This is a genomic window from Coprococcus sp. OM04-5BH (assembly GCF_003482105.1).
In the GTDB taxonomy this organism is placed as follows: Bacteria; Bacillota; Clostridia; order Lachnospirales; family Lachnospiraceae; genus Coprococcus.
This window is the reverse complement of the sequence record NZ_QULM01000003.1, coordinates 46,551-62,605: the sequence shown is the minus strand read 5'-3', so window position 1 is coordinate 62,605 and position 16,055 is coordinate 46,551. Positions and strand designations below refer to the sequence as shown.

Genomic DNA, 16,055 nt, shown 5'->3' with positions numbered 1-16,055 from the left:
CTGTTTTTTGAAAGGTCGTTTCATCAGATTCTTATAGCAATCCAGCAAATAATCTCATAAATAATTGTCCCAGTCGCAAATATGCACTTCGTCCGGTTTGATATTGGTCTGTCACATCACGACATTCTCCCATCGTTCTTATCAGATCATTTTTTATTTCCACAACTGCCTGACAATCTGCCATAAAACAGCCGTTTTCAAAATGGTGATATAAACTTCGATAATCCAGATTAATTGTTCCACAAGTTGCCATACAGTCATCTGCCACACTCATTTTTGCATGACAGAAACCAGGAGTCCATTCATAAACACGAACACCATGTTTAACTAATCCATGATAAAAAGAACGAGTTATATTATAAATGAATTTTTTATCAGGGATACCAGGTGTGATAATTCTTACGTCTACCCCTCGCTTAGCTGCCAGACATAACGCATGCGTCATTTCATCTGTTATGATTAGATATGGAGTCATAAACCAACAATATTTTTCAGCTTTATTTATCATACTGATATAAACTTCTTCTCCTACTTGCTCATTATCCATAGGGCTGTCTGCATAAGGTTGAACAAACCCAGTTTGCTGTGCCGTATAATCATAGTGGAAAAGGTATTTACTAAAATCAGAATCATTAGCATCCTTATCACTTACTGCATTCCACATTTCCAAAAATGTCACCGTAAGCGACTGAACAGCATCTCCTTCTAAACGAATACCTGTATCTTTCCACTGTCCATACGGGTGTGTGTAATTAAAATATTCGTTTGCTAGATTATATCCACCTGTAAATCCGACTTTTCCATCAATAACTGTTATTTTTCTATGATCACGATTGTTCAAAAACAGATTTAAACCTGGCATAAACGGATTGAATACACGGCAATGAATTCCTATTGCCTCCATCTTTTTCACAAAATCTGTGTTAATAAAGCCTATAGAACCCATATCATCGTAGAATACTCTAACTTCCACACCTGCTTTTACTCGCTCTTCCAGAACATCTTGAATCTTATGCCATGCTTCAGCGTCTTCTATCGCATGATATTCCATAAAGATAAACTTCTGTGCTTTCTCCAAATCCTTAAGCTGTGCCTCTAATCCTTTCACTGCTTCATCAAAATACACAATATCCGTATTCTGATAGATTGGATACTGCGAATTTCTTTGTATGTAACTTGCTATATTTCCTGCTTTCGGAATTGTTTCTTTTATTCTGCTCAAACACTCCTGACTGTCCGGAAGCATTGGTAACAATTTGCTATCAATTTCTGCATATCGCTCACGCATTTTATGTGTGCCACCATTCAAACCAATCAACAAATACAGGCCTACACCCATAATTGGGAAAATTAGAATTAAGATGACCCAAGGCATTTTCATAGAGGATGTCTTATTTGATGCGTACAATCCCAAAACCAAGATTCCACTCAAAATCCTTGTAAATAAATTTATGATTTCTGCATATTCATTCAAGCGTTTTACGATAGTAATAATAAAAATCACTTCCAGAAGAATGCAGATTATGGAAAAACACAGCCGTTTTACCCCATTTTTTGTTTTTGCTTTGCCCTCTAAAGTATCTTGTTTCATATATATTCCACCTTTCTAATAAAATACTAATAATTTATTCTACTCAATCATTCTTTCACTAATATCTGCAACCTCATTTGTATGTAACATAACCAATGATATATGCTACTTTATCATCAAAGTCACATAATAACCTTATATGTTTTACCTCTCTCCGTAGTTCCTCCTGCTTTTCACATTCTTATCAACAACAACGATAAAATGCCACACAATTATTAACAACCATGTGACATTTATACTCTTAATACAATTTTGCACCTGCTGGAATTGCATCATCTAACATTACCAGATTCAGTTTTTCTTCTCCATTTACATTGTGAATTGCAGAAAGAAGCATACCACATGAATCTATTCCCACCATAGAACGTGGTGGAAGATTTACGATTGCCAATAATGTCTTTCCAACAAGTTCCTCTGGCTCATAAAAAGCATGTACTCCTGAAAGAATCGTTCTCTCATTCTCAGTTCCATCATCAAGCGTAAATCTAAGAAGCTTCTTGCTCTTTGGAACTGCTTCACAATTCTTCACCTTTACAACACGAAAATCTGACTTTGAAAATGTATCAAAATCAACCTACTCTTCAAATAAAGGCTCAATTTCAATACCTGTATTATTTTCAGCAACTGCTGCCACTTCTTCTGCTACTACTACTTCATTGTTATCCATTTGGTTAATCTCCTTTTCTTCATTTCTCACAATATATTATATCGACAAAAACAAAATCATCAACAGATATACTAGACATTTCGTTTCTATTATTCATATATCTTATCCACCTCAGCCTCATATACCGCCTCAGTATGAGCATCAAACAACACCCACTCGACTAAATCAAAGCTGTCCGGATTATCTTGCAGGAATCTATTAACTATCTTTACTGCAACCTTTGCTGCCAGTTCTACAGGAAATGCATACACACCAGTTGATATAGATGGAAATGCAATTTTTCTGATTCCATTCTCTAATGCAAGTTTCATCGAATTAAAATAACAGCTTGCCAAAAGTTCCTCTTCCTTATCCCTACCTCCATACCATATCGGTCCAACTGTATGTATTACATAATCACAAGGCAGATTATATGCTTTTGTAATCTTTGCTTCGCCAGTTTCACATCCGTGAAGCGTCCTGCACTCCGCTAATAGCTCTGGTCCTGCTGCTCTGTGAATCGCACCATCTACACCACCTCCGCCAAGAAGGGAATTGTTTGCTGCATTCACAATTGCCTGCACATCTGTTACATTCGTTATGTCACCTTTTATCGTCTTAATCAAATACATTGTTTAATATTCCTTCTCTATCTCGCCATCTATTCCATACATTTTCTTGAATGCATCAAGGTCTGCCTGGTTCTTAATCAGCATAACCTCTTCTATCTTACCTGTATGAATGTCCTTAAAGTCTGCAACCTGCTCGCCATTACATATGCTCGCCTTGATAACTGGTTTCTTATTCTCTTTATCATATGTCTTTGTAACTGTCTTTTTTCTAAATAGTCCCACTTTGAGCACCTTCTTTTGACTTTGCCATCAGTATAAGTTTTTCAAAGGACTGTGCAAAGCATACATCATCATCTTCTGTACGCTTTCTCGGTCCCTTAATATGGCACTTATGAGAGCTTCGTCTTGCCTTCTTGTTAAGATGCCTCTCCATAAGCATCTGATCTATATTCTCATTCGTGTACCACTTGCCTGATTGGTGAATAGCATATGCACCTTTCCCAAGTGCCATAGCAGCGACACCATAATCCTGCGATACTACTACATCCCCTTTATGACAAATGCTGATCAGTTTATAGTCCACTGCATCTGCTCCTGCACCTACTACAATCACTTCGCTGTAATCAGAATACAAAATATGATTCGTATCACACAACAAGGTGGTAGAAATATTGTATTTCTCTGCTATTGTCTCAACAATGTCCACTACCGGACACGCATCTGCATCTACAAATATCTGCATTTTTCTTCAAATCCGCTTTCTTCAGTTGTAACTAACTGGTGTTCGTACTTCTATAAGATTTCCTGATGGATCATAAAATCTTACAAGCTTCTGTCCACCTTCAAGTTCCATTAATTCCGTAACATAACTCACAACATACTTGCCAGACTCCAGTTTTTCAATAATACCTTCTATATCATTATCTTCAAAATAAAGTTCTGTCATATTGTTATGTGGAGTTGTAGGTATTTTTGTACTGTCATACCATACATCTACATCCTGTAATACAAGCCCCTCAGACATTATCACATTTCCTTCCATCCTTGTAATCACACACAATCCAAATAATTCTTCATAAAAATCAATTGATTCGTCAATGTTATCAACAATAATCAATACATTTTTCAAACTCATATTATATGTTCCTGCCTCTCCATTTCTCGTTGAATCCATGTCATAATTACATCTACAAGGTAATCCTGCTGTACCTGACTTAGTTCCTTTCCCGGCTGAATTTTATGCCACTTTCGGATGCACTCCCTGCAGCATGTTGCCGTTGCATGCTGGGCAATAAATACAGGATGACCACGCATTGGTGTCTGTTTACCATCATTTGCTATATATGCTGGAGCTTCTCTCTTTGCAATGAAATCCTTTGCATGTTGTCTGATAACATCAAGTCCCTTTTCATTTATGTAATCAATATCTTTCTGCTTCAGATGGAAACTGCTTCGGAACTTGGAATTATCCAGTCGCTCAAATAACTGTCTGTACCATTCATCCTTAGTCATTAAAACTTCACTACTTCCGGCTCATTTGTAAATGATGAAAATGTAGCTGTCGCATTTTTAAAATAGAATACCTCGGTATTTCCATCATCTGCTGAGTACATATTCTGTAAAGATGGATAAGCATCGAGCATAGACTGTCTTGCTTCTCTTCTGTCATCTTCTACAAGTTCTCCGGCTACACGAAGCCACTCGCCATTTTTTAATGCACAGACTTCTACCTTCGGGTTTGCGTGAATCTGCTTTGAAACATCCTTTACCTTTCCAGTCTGAATATACAGCTTTCCTTCAAAAATGTGTGCTGTACCAAAAGGTCTAACTCTTGGCTGGTCGCCTTCCACTGTTGCCAGATAATATGTCTCTGCTTCTTTTAAAAATTGTACTACTCGTTCCATGATGTAATCCTCCTGTGTCTTTATCTTAACAATTAATTCTGCTTCTCTCTATATCTTCTCTTGTAATAATCCATTGTCCTATAATCTATCACGTCTTTCATCTGCTGGATCATGACAGAATTATCAATTAGCGGACGTAATTCTTCTCTTAAACCTAATATCACATCATCATCTTTAATAAAAAAACCTTTCCCTGATTCCAAAAGGAAATGCACTGGCATAGCGAGAATCTTCCTTAAATGTTCCTTATCTGAAATATCTTTATACTTCTGTAATGTCATATTTTTATCAAGATCTTTCCAGTTTGTTCCAGTTGAGAAAAATTTTTTCCAGCTTGAAAGAAGTTGTTTTTCTGTTACTTCCATCAACACATTAGAGTTATTATAAAATGCCATAAACACCGGCATCTTATATACTTTTGACATATTTGTATTTTCAATCAGGCTGATAAATTCTCTTCCAATTCCTTTGTAAAATTCTTCTATTTGACTTAGTTCTCCCAAATCATTGAGGAACTCCAGATATCTTTTAAACGGATTATCTTTGGAATGTGTAATTGCAGCTTCATAAATATTATCATCCATATATGTAAACAGATCCAGTCTGGTAGGACGCTTCGCAAGCAGCTCTTTTACCTTGAAATATTCATTGATTATCTGATCCTTAAGTTTTAAATGCTTTCTATCCATTTCCGCAAAAGATCAATCAGTTTCATATCAAAATCAACCAGACAATCATCTGGAAATTGCAACGCATCTGATAGATGAACTCCTTCTCTTTGCACATCAGTTTTTCCTTCGAGCAGAAAACGCACTCTGCCTGCTTTCCCATAATTACCAATAAAATCAAGCACTGTCAAAAACTCTTTACCCCTATATTTTCTAAGTCCTCTTCCAAGCTGCTGAAGGAAAACTATTGGCGATTCTGTAGGTCTTAAGAACATCACCATATCAACCGATGTAATATCAACGCCTTCATTAAACATATCCACAGAAAAATCACTTTTATTTCGCCATTCTTCAATTTTTGTATTGCTACATTTCGTTTCTCAGTATATTCCCCACTTGCATCACTAAATACAGCAACTGACGGTATTCCTCTTGATGAAAATTCTTTCGCCATCTCTCTTGCATGCTCCTTGGAACAACAGAATCCAAGAGCCTGCCTGGAACCATATTTGCAGTAATATTTATAAATCAGCTCATATCTGTGAACATTTCCGATATAGGTTTCATTCAATTCTTTTTCATCATACCTTCCCCTTACAATGTGTATTTTTGAATAATCAGTATCATCAAAAATACCATAATAATGAAATGGTACGAGCATGCCCTTATTGATGGCTTCTTTTAATGAAATCTCATAAGGCACATTATAATCACAGATTTCATAGATATTTCGACCATCCATTCTCTCTGGAGTTGCTGTTAACCCCAGCAAAAACTGTGGTTTAAAATAATTTACAATCCTTTGATACTGGTCATTAATTGCATGGTGGAATTCATCAGCGTATGTCAAGATAGGTCTAACAATTTTTCTGCCATTTTTCAGATGGCAGAAGAATGCTCCTATTCTTCATTTTTTTCTATCTGACTAGGATGCAGAAATGGAGTTTCATCTTCTTTTCTCAGACACATAGTCTGCCAATGTAATTCATTATCAAACTCAATGATTTTTCGTATCAATTCCTTATCTATTCCCATATGTGACAACAATATAGCAATTATTGTCGATTTCAGCACTGTTATGGAAGTACATATTTGCTGAATCTCTAATACACCACTCTTATCCAATTTATAGTGCGAATAGAAGTTTCTTGTATCACCCAATTCTTTAAAATAATTCTGTACTAATTCCTCACTCGTTTTATTTTCGTATCTTTGCGAATTCCTAGTATTCTTTTCGACATCAGCTGCATTTAAGGCAATAATTGAATAGAACATTTTATCAAGTTCTTGAAGACGATATGATAATTGTGTCTTTCCAAGATATCCTGCAGCAATCCATCCAGCTATTTCTTTAATATGAGTTGAATTACATTTCCAGTCCGGATCAGCTTTAACCATAGCTTTCTCAAATAAAGCTTTTCCCTCATCATTAAACAGCAATTCTTTTATTTTATTTGTAGACTCTTTTAATGATTCTTTTATTTTTCTTTTAGTTTCCTCATCTCCACAAATACGAGTATGATACCCATCAAGAAACCTCATATACTCAACAAAGATTTCTTCCGCAAATAATTCCTTACGTCCATTTGTAGCAAAATAAATTCTTCTTAACAATTCATACGTTTCATCGTAGTAAAAAGATCTCCAAGATTCATAATATCTTTCCAAATTATCAGCCAATACATAGTAATATGTTCTCGGTTTATCCAATATATCCTGTGTCCGTAGATTGTATGAGAAGTCTCTGTTAATGTACAACCAGCTTTTTAGTTTTTGCCCTTCAACAGTTAATCGAATATCATCTACTGTGCTCACAGTTCCTATTAGCAAACCAAAAAATTGCATTAAACAATTAATATCATCCATTAATTTTTCAATATTTTGTCCTTCCCCATAGTCGACAAATATCCTTGGAACACTATTAATTGTAAGTGATACATTATCGTTTCCACGAATAGAGTTATTAAATGACTTTGATTCTAATCTTATTTCTATATGCGGATCCGCTTGTTTTAACACAATTGGTTTCATATCTAATTCTATAGCACCTAATGTTCCCAGATCTGATTCCGCAAATTCTACGGTCTTTGTTCCAATCCATTTAATCAATTCAGGTATTTCAAAAGAAAACTCCTTGATACCTGATATGTCTATTCCTTTTGAAAATTGGTAGTTTTGCATTAAAACACAAAAAACTCTATGTGAACTAGAAAAATCTAAAGACTTTCTTTCACTATGTTTTGCGGAACCATTCACGAATACTTTATATCCATGATCTCCATCTCTCCCAATAAAAGTAGATGGAAATACTTCTCCATGAAATCTGCTGTAAAATTCAACTAAATTTCCATCTATAATTAATTCTCCAACTTCGTCAGAGTTATCGCTATTTTCCTTATGCCATACGCATATATGACGCTCCATCGTTACACATCCTCCTGGTTTTTCTGCTTTACATAAGTCAGTTCTATATCATACCCCAGTGCTTCCATCATCTGCACAAAAGTTTTATTCACCACACCATCTTTCTTCTTAATCACACGATTAACATAGGCCTTTGTGGTATCTATCTCTTCTGCAATCTGCACCTGTGTTTTCCCTTGCTCTATACACTTTGTCTTTACATCTAATTCAATATTGTTTTTAACCATCAATCCATACCTCTATTGAACTATATCGGTTATCTTTTTCGTATAATTTATAGTACAACAAAAATGTGATTTTTTCAATCCAAAAAGAAGCCAGTCAGACTTATCATCCAACCGGCTCCTGTCCTAAATCCCTATAAAATTCCTAACCTCATCCTTGAACTTCCAAACAATCTCCACATGCTCTGGATCCGTGACAACAACCTTCTCAATCAGTTCCTGCACCATTGCCTGCGTCAGTTCATCTGCTCCAGAATACTTTTTCATAACACTAAGCGCCTGAGATAAATTGTCATCCTTCATGGTTTCTGCATCCTTAAGCTTCTGCTCCAGTTCTGCTATATCAGCATCGAATTTTTCAGCTAACCTACCAAGATCTGCTCTTCTTCTCTGATACACTTCTTTATCCAACTGACCCGCCATAAACTGATCCACATTTTTCCTTTTCCTGCTGCAACCTGGCAAGTTTTTCAGCCAGAATCAGATTTGTCCTGTCTGCTGACATTATTCTGCTTGTCCAGTTTCTACTTAAAGACATCTGTCATATCAAGCAGCTGCCTTACCACAGACCATACTATTTCATATCCCAGAAATGCTCCAAATGCCATATCTGGTTTATAATCACCATTCCGATTAGGTGTCATCAATTCAACCATAAATTTTGTTGCTTCCGGATTATAAATTGTCCACTGACAGGTGCTGTCCACAATTTTAAGTTCATCATCATAGTTATTTTCGATTTCTATAATCTTTTCAAAAGCCCTGTCAATTGCTAATTTAAGTTGTCCAGTTATATCAGATGCCCCAAATACCAGTTGATGAAATGGTTGACCTGAAATCTCTTCTCTGAGCAAATGAACACCATCACTTTTGCTGATAAATCCACCATTCAGCTCATTTATCTCCAATTTGGTCATTATCTTTGGTGCATCCAATGCTTGCTCCAAAAAAACATAAAGAAGAATTTCCCCTAACACCGTTTCCACATTGCTACCATAAGCACACATAAATTTCAACATTGCATTTGAACCTACTGCAATATCGCTATTCGTAATACCCTTATAATAGCCGGAACTTCAGAAAGTCCTGCAATCTTTGCAGCATTAGCTCTGTTATGACCGGAAAGCATTTCATATCCATTATCCGTTTTAAGCACAATAACCGGATTCAGAATACCATGCTCACGAATACTCTCCACCATATCATTAAGGCGTTCTCCCTCATATAAATGGAACGGATGATTATGGAATGCTTTTATAGAATCAATTGCAATCTGCTCTATGCCATTCTCTGCCTTAACCGCTGTGGTCTGCGCCGAAGTATCCTCTGTCAGCAGATCCACCGCATCAAATATTTTTCTTTTATTTGCATTAGCCTTCATAATTGATCAACTCCTTTGCCAAATTCTTATATGCCTTGGTTGCATTAGACTCCGGAGCATACTCAATAAGTGGCTCCGAATAATAAACCGACTCTCCAACCTTAACAGTATTAGGAATCCAACTTTCAAAGATTCGTATCTGTCCCTCAAAGGTATCACGAACCTGTTCTGTAATAACCTTACACAGATTTGTTCTTGCATCACACATCGTCAACAAGATTCCAGCAACAGAAAGTCTGTCATTTACTCTGGTTCTTATTTTTTTCACTGTCTTAATGAAATCCTGTAATCCCATCATTGCAAGCAACTGTGGATTTACAGTGATAATCACTTCATCTGCCGCCGCAAGTGCATTGATATTCAGCGCTCCAAGTGTTGGTGCAGTATCAATGATAATTGCATCATATCTGTCTCTAAGTGGCTCTAATATCTCCGAAAGCATCTTCTCTGCACCCATTTCAAGTCGGAGTTTTGCATCCACAGCAGACAACATCATTGAAGATGAAATAAAATCCACACCATTTCTACTCCGTATATATTCTTTGAATCCAGGTAATTCATCATCATCGATCTGAGCCATCATCAGATGTCCGATTGTTACCGGAACTGCTGCCGGATTCTCCACGCCAAAACAGGTACTTAAGTTTGCCTGGCTATCAAAATCCACACACAATACTTTCTTGCCAAGTTCTTTTAATGAATACGCCAAATTATAAGTTGTGACCGTTTTTGCACAACCACCTTTCATGCAAGCCGTCATATAAATCTTTCCCATAATTGCCTCCTATCTGAGTAGCTGATCCATTAAAGATTCAGTCTCTATCAAACCATTAATAGCTGCCATAATTTCTTTACCAAACATCACAAAGAAAATAATAATCACTATGAGAACAACAAACGTCACCTTTGTTAAAATATCTTTCCTCATGAACCGTACCCCGCTTTTCCCTCAGCCACATATCTGGCACAGATTTCCTCTTTTTCCTTTTGATATCTCTTCCTCAACTTTTTTATTTCTTCATCCATAAAAACTTTTTCTGCCGCTTTCTCCTGAGCCTTTTCTTCATTCAAGCTGATGATCAACTGACCATCCTCACACTTGATTCTAACAAAATCACCGGTCTTGAAACCAAGTTCCTCCAACCATAAACCGCTGACCCTGAGCATTGGAACGCTCTTACCATTTCTGTAGATATCACCCACAGTGAGATCTCTATATTCTTTTCTGACTGCCATAAGCATTACCTCCGATATGATTTGATGTGCGGTTCCAGAACGAACCACGAAAAAAAGGGACCCACATCCGAAAATGTAAAGTCCCATCCATTTGCACGCAACAATAAAAACAGTTGTCCTGGAAGCCTGGTACTCCCTCTGTCTTTATCTGTGTAGGTTATTTAATTAAGTTCGGCGCCGTCCTTAATCTCAACCGCCTATAAATTGGTCGAAAAAATAGGACTAAGTCTGAAAAGCCATCGCTTTAAGCGGCTTCTTGACTTAGACCTATTATCGCATACTCATCGATTACAACATAATTAAAATAATCCGAAGGAAAATACTTATTATTCAGGTATTCATTCCTTCCAAGCGTTGCAACCGAAGCAAAAATTACCGATTTATCCGTGCATTTACTTTCTCCGTCAAAAAATCCATAATTCTCTGAATTTCTCACATTTTTAAACGATTCTGCTGCCTGCTTTAAGATTTCTTCTCTATGTGCCACAAATAATACTCTCTCATATTTCTTTGAATCAAATGCTGCAAGATACGTTTTTCCAACACCTGTCGCAGCCTGAACTAAGGCTCTTCTTGCCCCCTCTGCTCTGGTATTTTCCAGTGCACACAAAGCTCCTATCTGTGCCCCTCTTGGTTCAAATAAAACTATATTATTTGAAGTTTCACTATCCTGTAAATCATACTTATCCAGATCTTTTGATACAGCTGGGCGGTGCCAGTTTTTTGAATATCTTTTTAGTTCATCATCATCTATTACTACGGAATGATTTTCAAATAAATCAAGAAATGTATTGTAAAATTTTTCATAGTTTTGCGGATCTGTTTTGCTGCTAAATCGATAATTCCATTCAATACCAGATGTCAATGCACTCCTTGAAATATTTGACGACCCTATGTATATCGTACTGTACTCTTTGTAATGAAACATGTATGATTTCGGATGAAATGAACGATTTTTCATTATAAAAACGTAAATCCACCTGTTCCCCAAGCTTATGCTTGATAAGATACAATGCCGAGGGCTGTGTTATGCCAAGATAATTTCCTGTAAGAATCCTGATTTTTGCTCCACGTTTAAATGCATTCTCAAGTTCTCTGAGCAGCATTCTGACACCAGATTCCATCAGAAAAGAAACAACAATATCCACACTATCAGCCTGTTTCAGACCATTAATCAACTGATAATACAGATACATCCTCTTATCTTGACCTCCAGTTATTGCATCCGTACAATATTCCATTTCATAAATATCATCTAATTCTTCTGCAGTATTAAGTTCAGCCATTTTTCCTCTCCACGACCGGGTCTTACATCACGCGTAATCCACGCTTCCTTCAATTTAACACATTCTATATTATGAGCAAATTTATTAAACTTCTCCTCTGTAAAATCTGTAAAATAGCGTCCATTTCTCTCTCCTTCAAAATCGCCATACTTAAAAGATGTATAAATAATACCATCTCTTTTTAGCGCCTTTACCATTTTTCTAAACACCATTCGAAGTTCATTTTGAGGGAGATGTAGTATTGAAGCACATGCCCATATTCCATCGTATTTTTTTTTCGTCAAGTTCTTCAAAAAACATTTTTTTTTTACTTTTATGCCCGTATAGTCACTTGCAATTCGACATAATTTTTCCGAACCATCTATTGCATCGACCTTAAAATTTTGGTTCAAAAAATATTTTGTATCTCTTCCAGAACCACAACCAAAATCAAGGATATATCCCTGCATAGGCAACAATTTCTGAAAACGCTTCTGTGTCTCCTGGAAATCCACATCAATCGTTGTTTCTGCAAAACTGCTGGCATTTTTATTGTAATAATCTAAAGTTCTATTTTCACTCATATCTATTTGGGATTTCCTTTTTATAATTTACTGATTTTATGTCACTCAATCATGAAATTAGTATAACATTTATTATTAGTATCCTCAATTATTGCTTTTCAAAAATAATTCGACTATTTTATTTTCATATTAATTCTTTATGCTGTGAATCAAACAATTTTATATCATCTGTGCCAGTATCAGTAATCCTGCACACAACCCCACCATCAACCACAAATAAAACCTTTCCTTTTGCCTTATCTCCAATCCTGTCATACAGCCTGCCAGCACTCATAGCTTCACCCTTTACAGTAAAAGGACTGTTAGCCACATATCCTATCTTTCCAAGTCCTTTTATCTTTACCTGTATTGCTTCTTTGTCGTACTCATTATCCGGCTCTTTTTCAAGTTTGACTTTCATTCCTTTTTCCATAAAATCACTACCAAAGTAATGACTGCAACCTGCTATTGTAAAATAAAGTTCTTCCATAATAGTCTCCTTCAGCACACTCTACCAACTTTAATAATCTTCTCCGTACTCATCAATCGCATCATCTACACCATCAGCATAATCGCTATCCCTGTCATATCTGTCATAGTCATAATCTCCATCCATATATATATCGTCATAGCCGTCATCATAAGAATCATATGTACTCTTCTTTGTCTTTGTACTTTTCTTGGTGCCACCGCTATATGATGACTTGTTCGTTGAATTTGATTTATTACTGTAACTACCGCTAGAACCAGAGTTACTTGTACTACTCTTGGAAGTACCACCGGACGATTTATTGCTATATGATGAACTGCTATGGTATGTACTGCTTCTCTTATATGATTTATGCAGATAACAAAAACTGCTTCCACTTGCCTGTCTATTATTACAGCCTGCCATAATGCACTTAGGCTCCCTTGCTTCACCTATTGAGCCTATCGCAAACAGAATAACTATTATCACAAAAAATACTGCCAGTCCCTGTCCAAATGAATTCTTTCTCATACAAATCAGCCTCCTTTGAAAAAATCTCAGTCAAAATCATAGTCATACGGATCTAAGCCGGCATCCTCCAATGCCTCTCTTCTCTCATCTGCATCCATATATTCAAGCTCTGTTGCATCTAATCCTGCCAAGGATAAATCATCTTCCAGTTCATCCTCCTCACTTGTATGCGTATCCTCATGACCGAAAACCACATCATCCATTACAGAATACTCATAAGCATTAAGTTTTCCATCTCCATCAAAATCAAAATCCGAATCATATAATCTTCCATCTTTTCCTAACATATCCCTATCCTCCTAATTTTCGTAATGATTGAATCCGCCAAACAAACCTCTGTCACTATGGCTTGTCTTATGTCCATTATTATCATATGTGTTGACACTTCCAAACAATCCAGGGTTGCTGTGTCCTACTTTTTGACCACTATTATCATAATGATTCATTGTACCGAACAATCCGGGACTGCTATGTCCTACTTTATGTCCATTAGCATCATAGTTATTCATACCACCAAAGAATCCCGGTGTGCTCTCTCCAATTTTATTGCCATTCGCATCATAATGATTCATTGTGCCAAATAATCCCGGGCAGCTATATCCTTCTTTTTTCATATCAATCAGCTCCTTCCAAACAATTTTTACATGTTTTAAAGTTCTCTTCAAAGTTCTTTGTACTTACATTATACGCACACCATGTGTCCAATAAAAAGGACAGCTATGAGTTCAAACGATTCTTATTTCATGTGCTATGATAATTATAACAAGAACCATTTCTTATGTGTCGCATTTCAGGCGACAAGAAAAGGACGCAGGATTTCTCCCACGTCCTCACAACTATCTGGCTTTATCTTCCCTTACCTTTGATACTTCCTTATGTGTCGCTTTCTGCTTCACCTCATCCACACCTCTAGCTCAAATGCATCTGCATTATACTGATACTCCTGTGGTTCAGCAACCATTGGAGAGTATACAACCTCTGCTTTCACTGGCTCAGCTTCTGCCCTCTCCGTTTCGCTCCCATAAGCTTAATCTTTCCCGTCACATATGTTATATCTCCCATATAGATCGCCATACCCTTTTGACACGCAAGCACCTTGCCCGGATGGAGATCCTCATACTGATACTTTCTGCCACCAGCTTCATCATCCATGACCACCAGCTTATCAAAACCCGCCGTTGCCACAGCACGCCATGGAGTATCGTAGGAATTTTCAGAGAAAAAAGCCCACACGGTTCCGGGACACACCATCGGCTTATCACCGCCACCAAACATAAATGAGTCTCCGTCAGACACCATCACAGGTCTCACTCTTCCGTTAAGCCCCCCGGTAAGCTTCCTGCCATTCCTAAAGGTTCTGTTTGTTGGATTGTAATCCATGTAGAACCATATCCCATCCATATTCTGAAATTTGCCCTGCCTGCGGCTGACAGTTGTGGCATGCATGGCAATGTCAGGTGTATTATCCTTTGACAGCCTGCCCACCTCCCAGCTCACTCTGGTATCAAGCAAATAAGTATTTAATTGACCATTTTCAATTACAATCAGATTATTTTTCATTCCAATATATCCTTACATATCAATATTAAGCTCCGATATGAATGTATCAACCTCCGGAAGATCAAGTCCGCTCAGGACCTCCTTCGCATACCTGCACAGTTCGTCCGGGTCAAATTCCTCCGAGTCCGTATCAAGTATGTTGTTAAGACTGGCATCCTCCAGTATAAAGATAATCACGCTCTCAAAGGGGTTCTTGGCGCACAGCGGTTCCATGTGTGCCAGCGTCAGCATTTCATCAATCTGCTCCCGATCCATACTCAGGTGCAGCCCCAGGGACAGTATCTTATTTCTGGTGGGATACCATTTGTTCTGTCTTATGGCAGACACGCACTGCTTAAGGGATGAGGACCACCCCTGTCCGTCCGCCAGATTGGCAATGCTTGATGAGTATCTCTGATAATTTATAGTTACATACATCTTCACATATGCATAGAACTTCTGGTACGCTGTGGAAAAAGCTGCAATGTTATCATAGATAAACTGTGCCAATGCGTCCTCACCATGAACCTGCGCCAGTCTCTCCGCGAATTGTGCCGTACATATATCAGGAACAGGCATAATCTCGTCCTCCACCATATTGGTCCTGATCCGCTCCAATATGTAATCATAGCTCTCCACCATATCAACATCTCCGGGACTGCTTATGACATATATGCACACGCAGTCCTCAAGGCTCTTGGAATAAAGCTCCGGATATCTGCCGTATCTGGCAAGAAGCTGATTCATTCTTGCCAGTTCATAGCCTGCTGCAAGGCCTATCCTCAAAAATGTCTCTCGGTTTCTCGGAACCGCGCCTTTACACCATTTATCCACTGCCACCCGGCTCACATTGCATTTCTTTGCAAATGCTGTTTTGCTGCAGCCGCTCTCTTCTATGACCTGCCTTATCTTCTCTGCCCACAGCTCCTGCTGGGACTTAAGCATTGGAAGTATCCTTTCCTTAAGGTCAGAAAGTTCCTCACATTTTTCAATTTCTTCTTTTATGTATTTCGTTTCTGTACTTTTATCCATACCGGACCTC

21 protein-coding genes and 3 pseudogenes are annotated in these 16,055 nt (G+C 37.5%); all 24 read right to left on the bottom strand.

Features of this window, described 5'->3' with window-relative positions; translation table 11 throughout:
* Nucleotides 1-31 precede the first annotated feature (31 nt).
* On the bottom strand, nt 32-1,591 hold the full coding sequence (gene cls / locus DXB54_RS07515; protein WP_118694774.1) for a cardiolipin synthase: 1,560 nt from the start codon (nt 1,589-1,591) through the stop codon (nt 32-34).
* Nucleotides 1,592-1,832: 241 nt separating this feature from the next.
* Nucleotides 1,833-2,258 (bottom strand): annotated as a pseudogene (locus DXB54_RS07510) (methionyl-tRNA formyltransferase).
* Nucleotides 2,259-2,347: 89 nt separating this feature from the next.
* Nucleotides 2,348-2,869, bottom strand: coding sequence for an O-acetyl-ADP-ribose deacetylase (locus tag DXB54_RS07505; protein WP_118694773.1), 522 nt, complete (start codon nt 2,867-2,869; stop codon nt 2,348-2,350).
* Nucleotides 2,870-2,872: 3 nt separating this feature from the next.
* Nucleotides 2,873-3,091 carry an aspartate dehydrogenase gene (locus DXB54_RS07500; RefSeq protein ID WP_118694772.1) on the bottom strand — a complete coding sequence of 73 codons (219 nt, stop codon included), beginning with the start codon at nt 3,089-3,091 and terminating at the stop codon, nt 2,873-2,875.
* Nucleotides 3,078-3,551, bottom strand: a complete 474-nt coding sequence (locus tag DXB54_RS07495; protein ID WP_118694771.1) for a YaiI/YqxD family protein — start codon at nt 3,549-3,551, stop codon at nt 3,078-3,080. Before DXB54_RS07495 ends, DXB54_RS07500 begins: the two co-directional genes overlap by 14 nt.
* A gap of 21 nt (nt 3,552-3,572) precedes the next feature.
* Complete coding sequence (locus DXB54_RS07490) at nt 3,573-3,944, bottom strand: VOC family protein (protein WP_118694770.1); 372 nt, start codon at nt 3,942-3,944, stop codon at nt 3,573-3,575.
* Nucleotides 3,941-4,321: a DUF4186 domain-containing protein gene (locus DXB54_RS07485; RefSeq protein ID WP_118694769.1), complete on the bottom strand. Its 381-nt coding sequence runs from the start codon at nt 4,319-4,321 to the stop codon at nt 3,941-3,943. The genes DXB54_RS07490 and DXB54_RS07485 overlap by 4 nt, the downstream gene beginning before the upstream one ends.
* Complete coding sequence (locus DXB54_RS07480; protein ID WP_118694768.1) at nt 4,321-4,713, bottom strand: pyridoxamine 5'-phosphate oxidase family protein; 393 nt, start codon at nt 4,711-4,713, stop codon at nt 4,321-4,323. The genes DXB54_RS07485 and DXB54_RS07480 overlap by 1 nt, the downstream gene beginning before the upstream one ends.
* A gap of 32 nt (nt 4,714-4,745) precedes the next feature.
* Nucleotides 4,746-6,219: pseudogene (locus DXB54_RS12400) on the bottom strand (DEAD/DEAH box helicase); the annotation flags it as partial.
* A 62-nt stretch (nt 6,220-6,281) separates the two neighbouring features.
* The gene (locus tag DXB54_RS07470; RefSeq protein WP_118694767.1) at nt 6,282-7,805 is read right to left on the bottom strand and encodes a HEPN domain-containing protein; all 1,524 of its coding nucleotides are present in this window, start codon (nt 7,803-7,805) and stop codon (nt 6,282-6,284) included.
* A 2-nt stretch (nt 7,806-7,807) separates the two neighbouring features.
* The gene (locus tag DXB54_RS07465; protein WP_118694766.1) at nt 7,808-8,032 is read right to left on the bottom strand and encodes a helix-turn-helix domain-containing protein; all 225 of its coding nucleotides are present in this window, start codon (nt 8,030-8,032) and stop codon (nt 7,808-7,810) included.
* A gap of 123 nt (nt 8,033-8,155) precedes the next feature.
* Nucleotides 8,156-8,440 (bottom strand): DUF4368 domain-containing protein, encoded by a 285-nt coding sequence (locus tag DXB54_RS07460; RefSeq protein ID WP_158578207.1) that lies wholly within the window; start codon nt 8,438-8,440, stop codon nt 8,156-8,158.
* Nucleotides 8,441-8,553: 113 nt separating this feature from the next.
* Nucleotides 8,554-9,048, bottom strand: a complete 495-nt coding sequence (locus DXB54_RS07455) for a Hachiman antiphage defense system protein HamA (RefSeq protein WP_118694764.1) — start codon at nt 9,046-9,048, stop codon at nt 8,554-8,556.
* Between the two features lie 11 nt (nt 9,049-9,059).
* Complete coding sequence (locus tag DXB54_RS07450) at nt 9,060-9,410, bottom strand: ParB N-terminal domain-containing protein (RefSeq protein ID WP_118694763.1); 351 nt, start codon at nt 9,408-9,410, stop codon at nt 9,060-9,062.
* Nucleotides 9,400-10,185: a ParA family protein gene (locus DXB54_RS07445; RefSeq protein WP_118694762.1), complete on the bottom strand. Its 786-nt coding sequence runs from the start codon at nt 10,183-10,185 to the stop codon at nt 9,400-9,402. Before DXB54_RS07445 ends, DXB54_RS07450 begins: the two co-directional genes overlap by 11 nt.
* Before the next feature lie 149 nt (nt 10,186-10,334).
* Nucleotides 10,335-10,646, bottom strand: coding sequence for a SymE family type I addiction module toxin (locus tag DXB54_RS07440; protein ID WP_158578206.1), 312 nt, complete (start codon nt 10,644-10,646; stop codon nt 10,335-10,337).
* Nucleotides 10,647-10,923: 277 nt separating this feature from the next.
* Nucleotides 10,924-11,932 (bottom strand): annotated as a pseudogene (locus DXB54_RS12335) (DEAD/DEAH box helicase family protein); the annotation flags it as partial.
* Nucleotides 11,902-12,495, bottom strand: coding sequence for a class I SAM-dependent methyltransferase (locus DXB54_RS07430; protein WP_118694760.1), 594 nt, complete (start codon nt 12,493-12,495; stop codon nt 11,902-11,904). The pseudogene DXB54_RS12335 and the gene DXB54_RS07430, both read right to left, overlap by 31 nt.
* A 124-nt stretch (nt 12,496-12,619) precedes the next feature.
* The gene (locus tag DXB54_RS07425) at nt 12,620-12,964 is read right to left on the bottom strand and encodes an HIRAN domain-containing protein (RefSeq protein ID WP_118694759.1); all 345 of its coding nucleotides are present in this window, start codon (nt 12,962-12,964) and stop codon (nt 12,620-12,622) included.
* 30 nt (nt 12,965-12,994) lie between these two features.
* Nucleotides 12,995-13,474 carry a hypothetical protein gene (locus DXB54_RS07420; protein WP_243104779.1) on the bottom strand — a complete coding sequence of 160 codons (480 nt, stop codon included), beginning with the start codon at nt 13,472-13,474 and terminating at the stop codon, nt 12,995-12,997.
* A gap of 26 nt (nt 13,475-13,500) precedes the next feature.
* Nucleotides 13,501-13,761 (bottom strand): uroporphyrin-III methyltransferase, encoded by a 261-nt coding sequence (locus DXB54_RS07415; RefSeq protein ID WP_118694758.1) that lies wholly within the window; start codon nt 13,759-13,761, stop codon nt 13,501-13,503.
* Between the two features lie 12 nt (nt 13,762-13,773).
* The gene (locus DXB54_RS07410; RefSeq protein WP_243104778.1) at nt 13,774-14,088 is read right to left on the bottom strand and encodes a hypothetical protein; all 315 of its coding nucleotides are present in this window, start codon (nt 14,086-14,088) and stop codon (nt 13,774-13,776) included.
* Nucleotides 14,089-14,458: 370 nt separating this feature from the next.
* Entirely contained in the window at nt 14,459-15,034 is a 576-nt protein-coding gene (locus DXB54_RS07400; protein WP_118694757.1) for an FHA domain-containing protein, read from the bottom strand.
* 12 nt (nt 15,035-15,046) lie between these two features.
* On the bottom strand, nt 15,047-16,045 hold the full coding sequence (locus tag DXB54_RS07395; protein WP_118694756.1) for a hypothetical protein: 999 nt from the start codon (nt 16,043-16,045) through the stop codon (nt 15,047-15,049).
* Between the last annotated feature and the right edge of the window lie 10 nt (nt 16,046-16,055).

What these genes read in the sequence shown, in the direction of transcription:
- cls (WP_118694774.1), bottom strand. Translation starts at nt 1,591, where the DNA reads ATGAAACAAGATACTTTAGAGGGCAAAGCAAAAACAAAAAATGGGGTA.
- DXB54_RS07505 (WP_118694773.1), bottom strand. Translation starts at nt 2,869, where the DNA reads ATGTATTTGATTAAGACGATAAAAGGTGACATAACGAATGTAACAGAT.
- DXB54_RS07495 (WP_118694771.1), bottom strand. Translation starts at nt 3,551, where the DNA reads ATGCAGATATTTGTAGATGCAGATGCGTGTCCGGTAGTGGACATTGTT.
- DXB54_RS07490 (WP_118694770.1), bottom strand. Translation starts at nt 3,944, where the DNA reads ATGAGTTTGAAAAATGTATTGATTATTGTTGATAACATTGACGAATCA.
- DXB54_RS07485 (WP_118694769.1), bottom strand. Translation starts at nt 4,321, where the DNA reads ATGACTAAGGATGAATGGTACAGACAGTTATTTGAGCGACTGGATAAT.
- DXB54_RS07480 (WP_118694768.1), bottom strand. Translation starts at nt 4,713, where the DNA reads ATGGAACGAGTAGTACAATTTTTAAAAGAAGCAGAGACATATTATCTG.
- DXB54_RS07470 (WP_118694767.1), bottom strand. Translation starts at nt 7,805, where the DNA reads ATGGAGCGTCATATATGCGTATGGCATAAGGAAAATAGCGATAACTCT.
- DXB54_RS07465 (WP_118694766.1), bottom strand. Translation starts at nt 8,032, where the DNA reads ATGGTTAAAAACAATATTGAATTAGATGTAAAGACAAAGTGTATAGAG.
- DXB54_RS07455 (WP_118694764.1), bottom strand. Translation starts at nt 9,048, where the DNA reads ATGTTGAAATTTATGTGTGCTTATGGTAGCAATGTGGAAACGGTGTTA.
- DXB54_RS07450 (WP_118694763.1), bottom strand. Translation starts at nt 9,410, where the DNA reads ATGAAGGCTAATGCAAATAAAAGAAAAATATTTGATGCGGTGGATCTG.
- DXB54_RS07445 (WP_118694762.1), bottom strand. Translation starts at nt 10,185, where the DNA reads ATGGGAAAGATTTATATGACGGCTTGCATGAAAGGTGGTTGTGCAAAA.
- DXB54_RS07440 (WP_158578206.1), bottom strand. Translation starts at nt 10,646, where the DNA reads ATGGCAGTCAGAAAAGAATATAGAGATCTCACTGTGGGTGATATCTAC.
- DXB54_RS07430 (WP_118694760.1), bottom strand. Translation starts at nt 12,495, where the DNA reads ATGAGTGAAAATAGAACTTTAGATTATTACAATAAAAATGCCAGCAGT.
- DXB54_RS07425 (WP_118694759.1), bottom strand. Translation starts at nt 12,964, where the DNA reads ATGGAAGAACTTTATTTTACAATAGCAGGTTGCAGTCATTACTTTGGT.
- DXB54_RS07420 (WP_243104779.1), bottom strand. Translation starts at nt 13,474, where the DNA reads ATGAGAAAGAATTCATTTGGACAGGGACTGGCAGTATTTTTTGTGATA.
- DXB54_RS07415 (WP_118694758.1), bottom strand. Translation starts at nt 13,761, where the DNA reads ATGTTAGGAAAAGATGGAAGATTATATGATTCGGATTTTGATTTTGAT.
- DXB54_RS07410 (WP_243104778.1), bottom strand. Translation starts at nt 14,088, where the DNA reads ATGAAAAAAGAAGGATATAGCTGCCCGGGATTATTTGGCACAATGAAT.
- DXB54_RS07400 (WP_118694757.1), bottom strand. Translation starts at nt 15,034, where the DNA reads ATGAAAAATAATCTGATTGTAATTGAAAATGGTCAATTAAATACTTAT.
- DXB54_RS07395 (WP_118694756.1), bottom strand. Translation starts at nt 16,045, where the DNA reads ATGGATAAAAGTACAGAAACGAAATACATAAAAGAAGAAATTGAAAAA.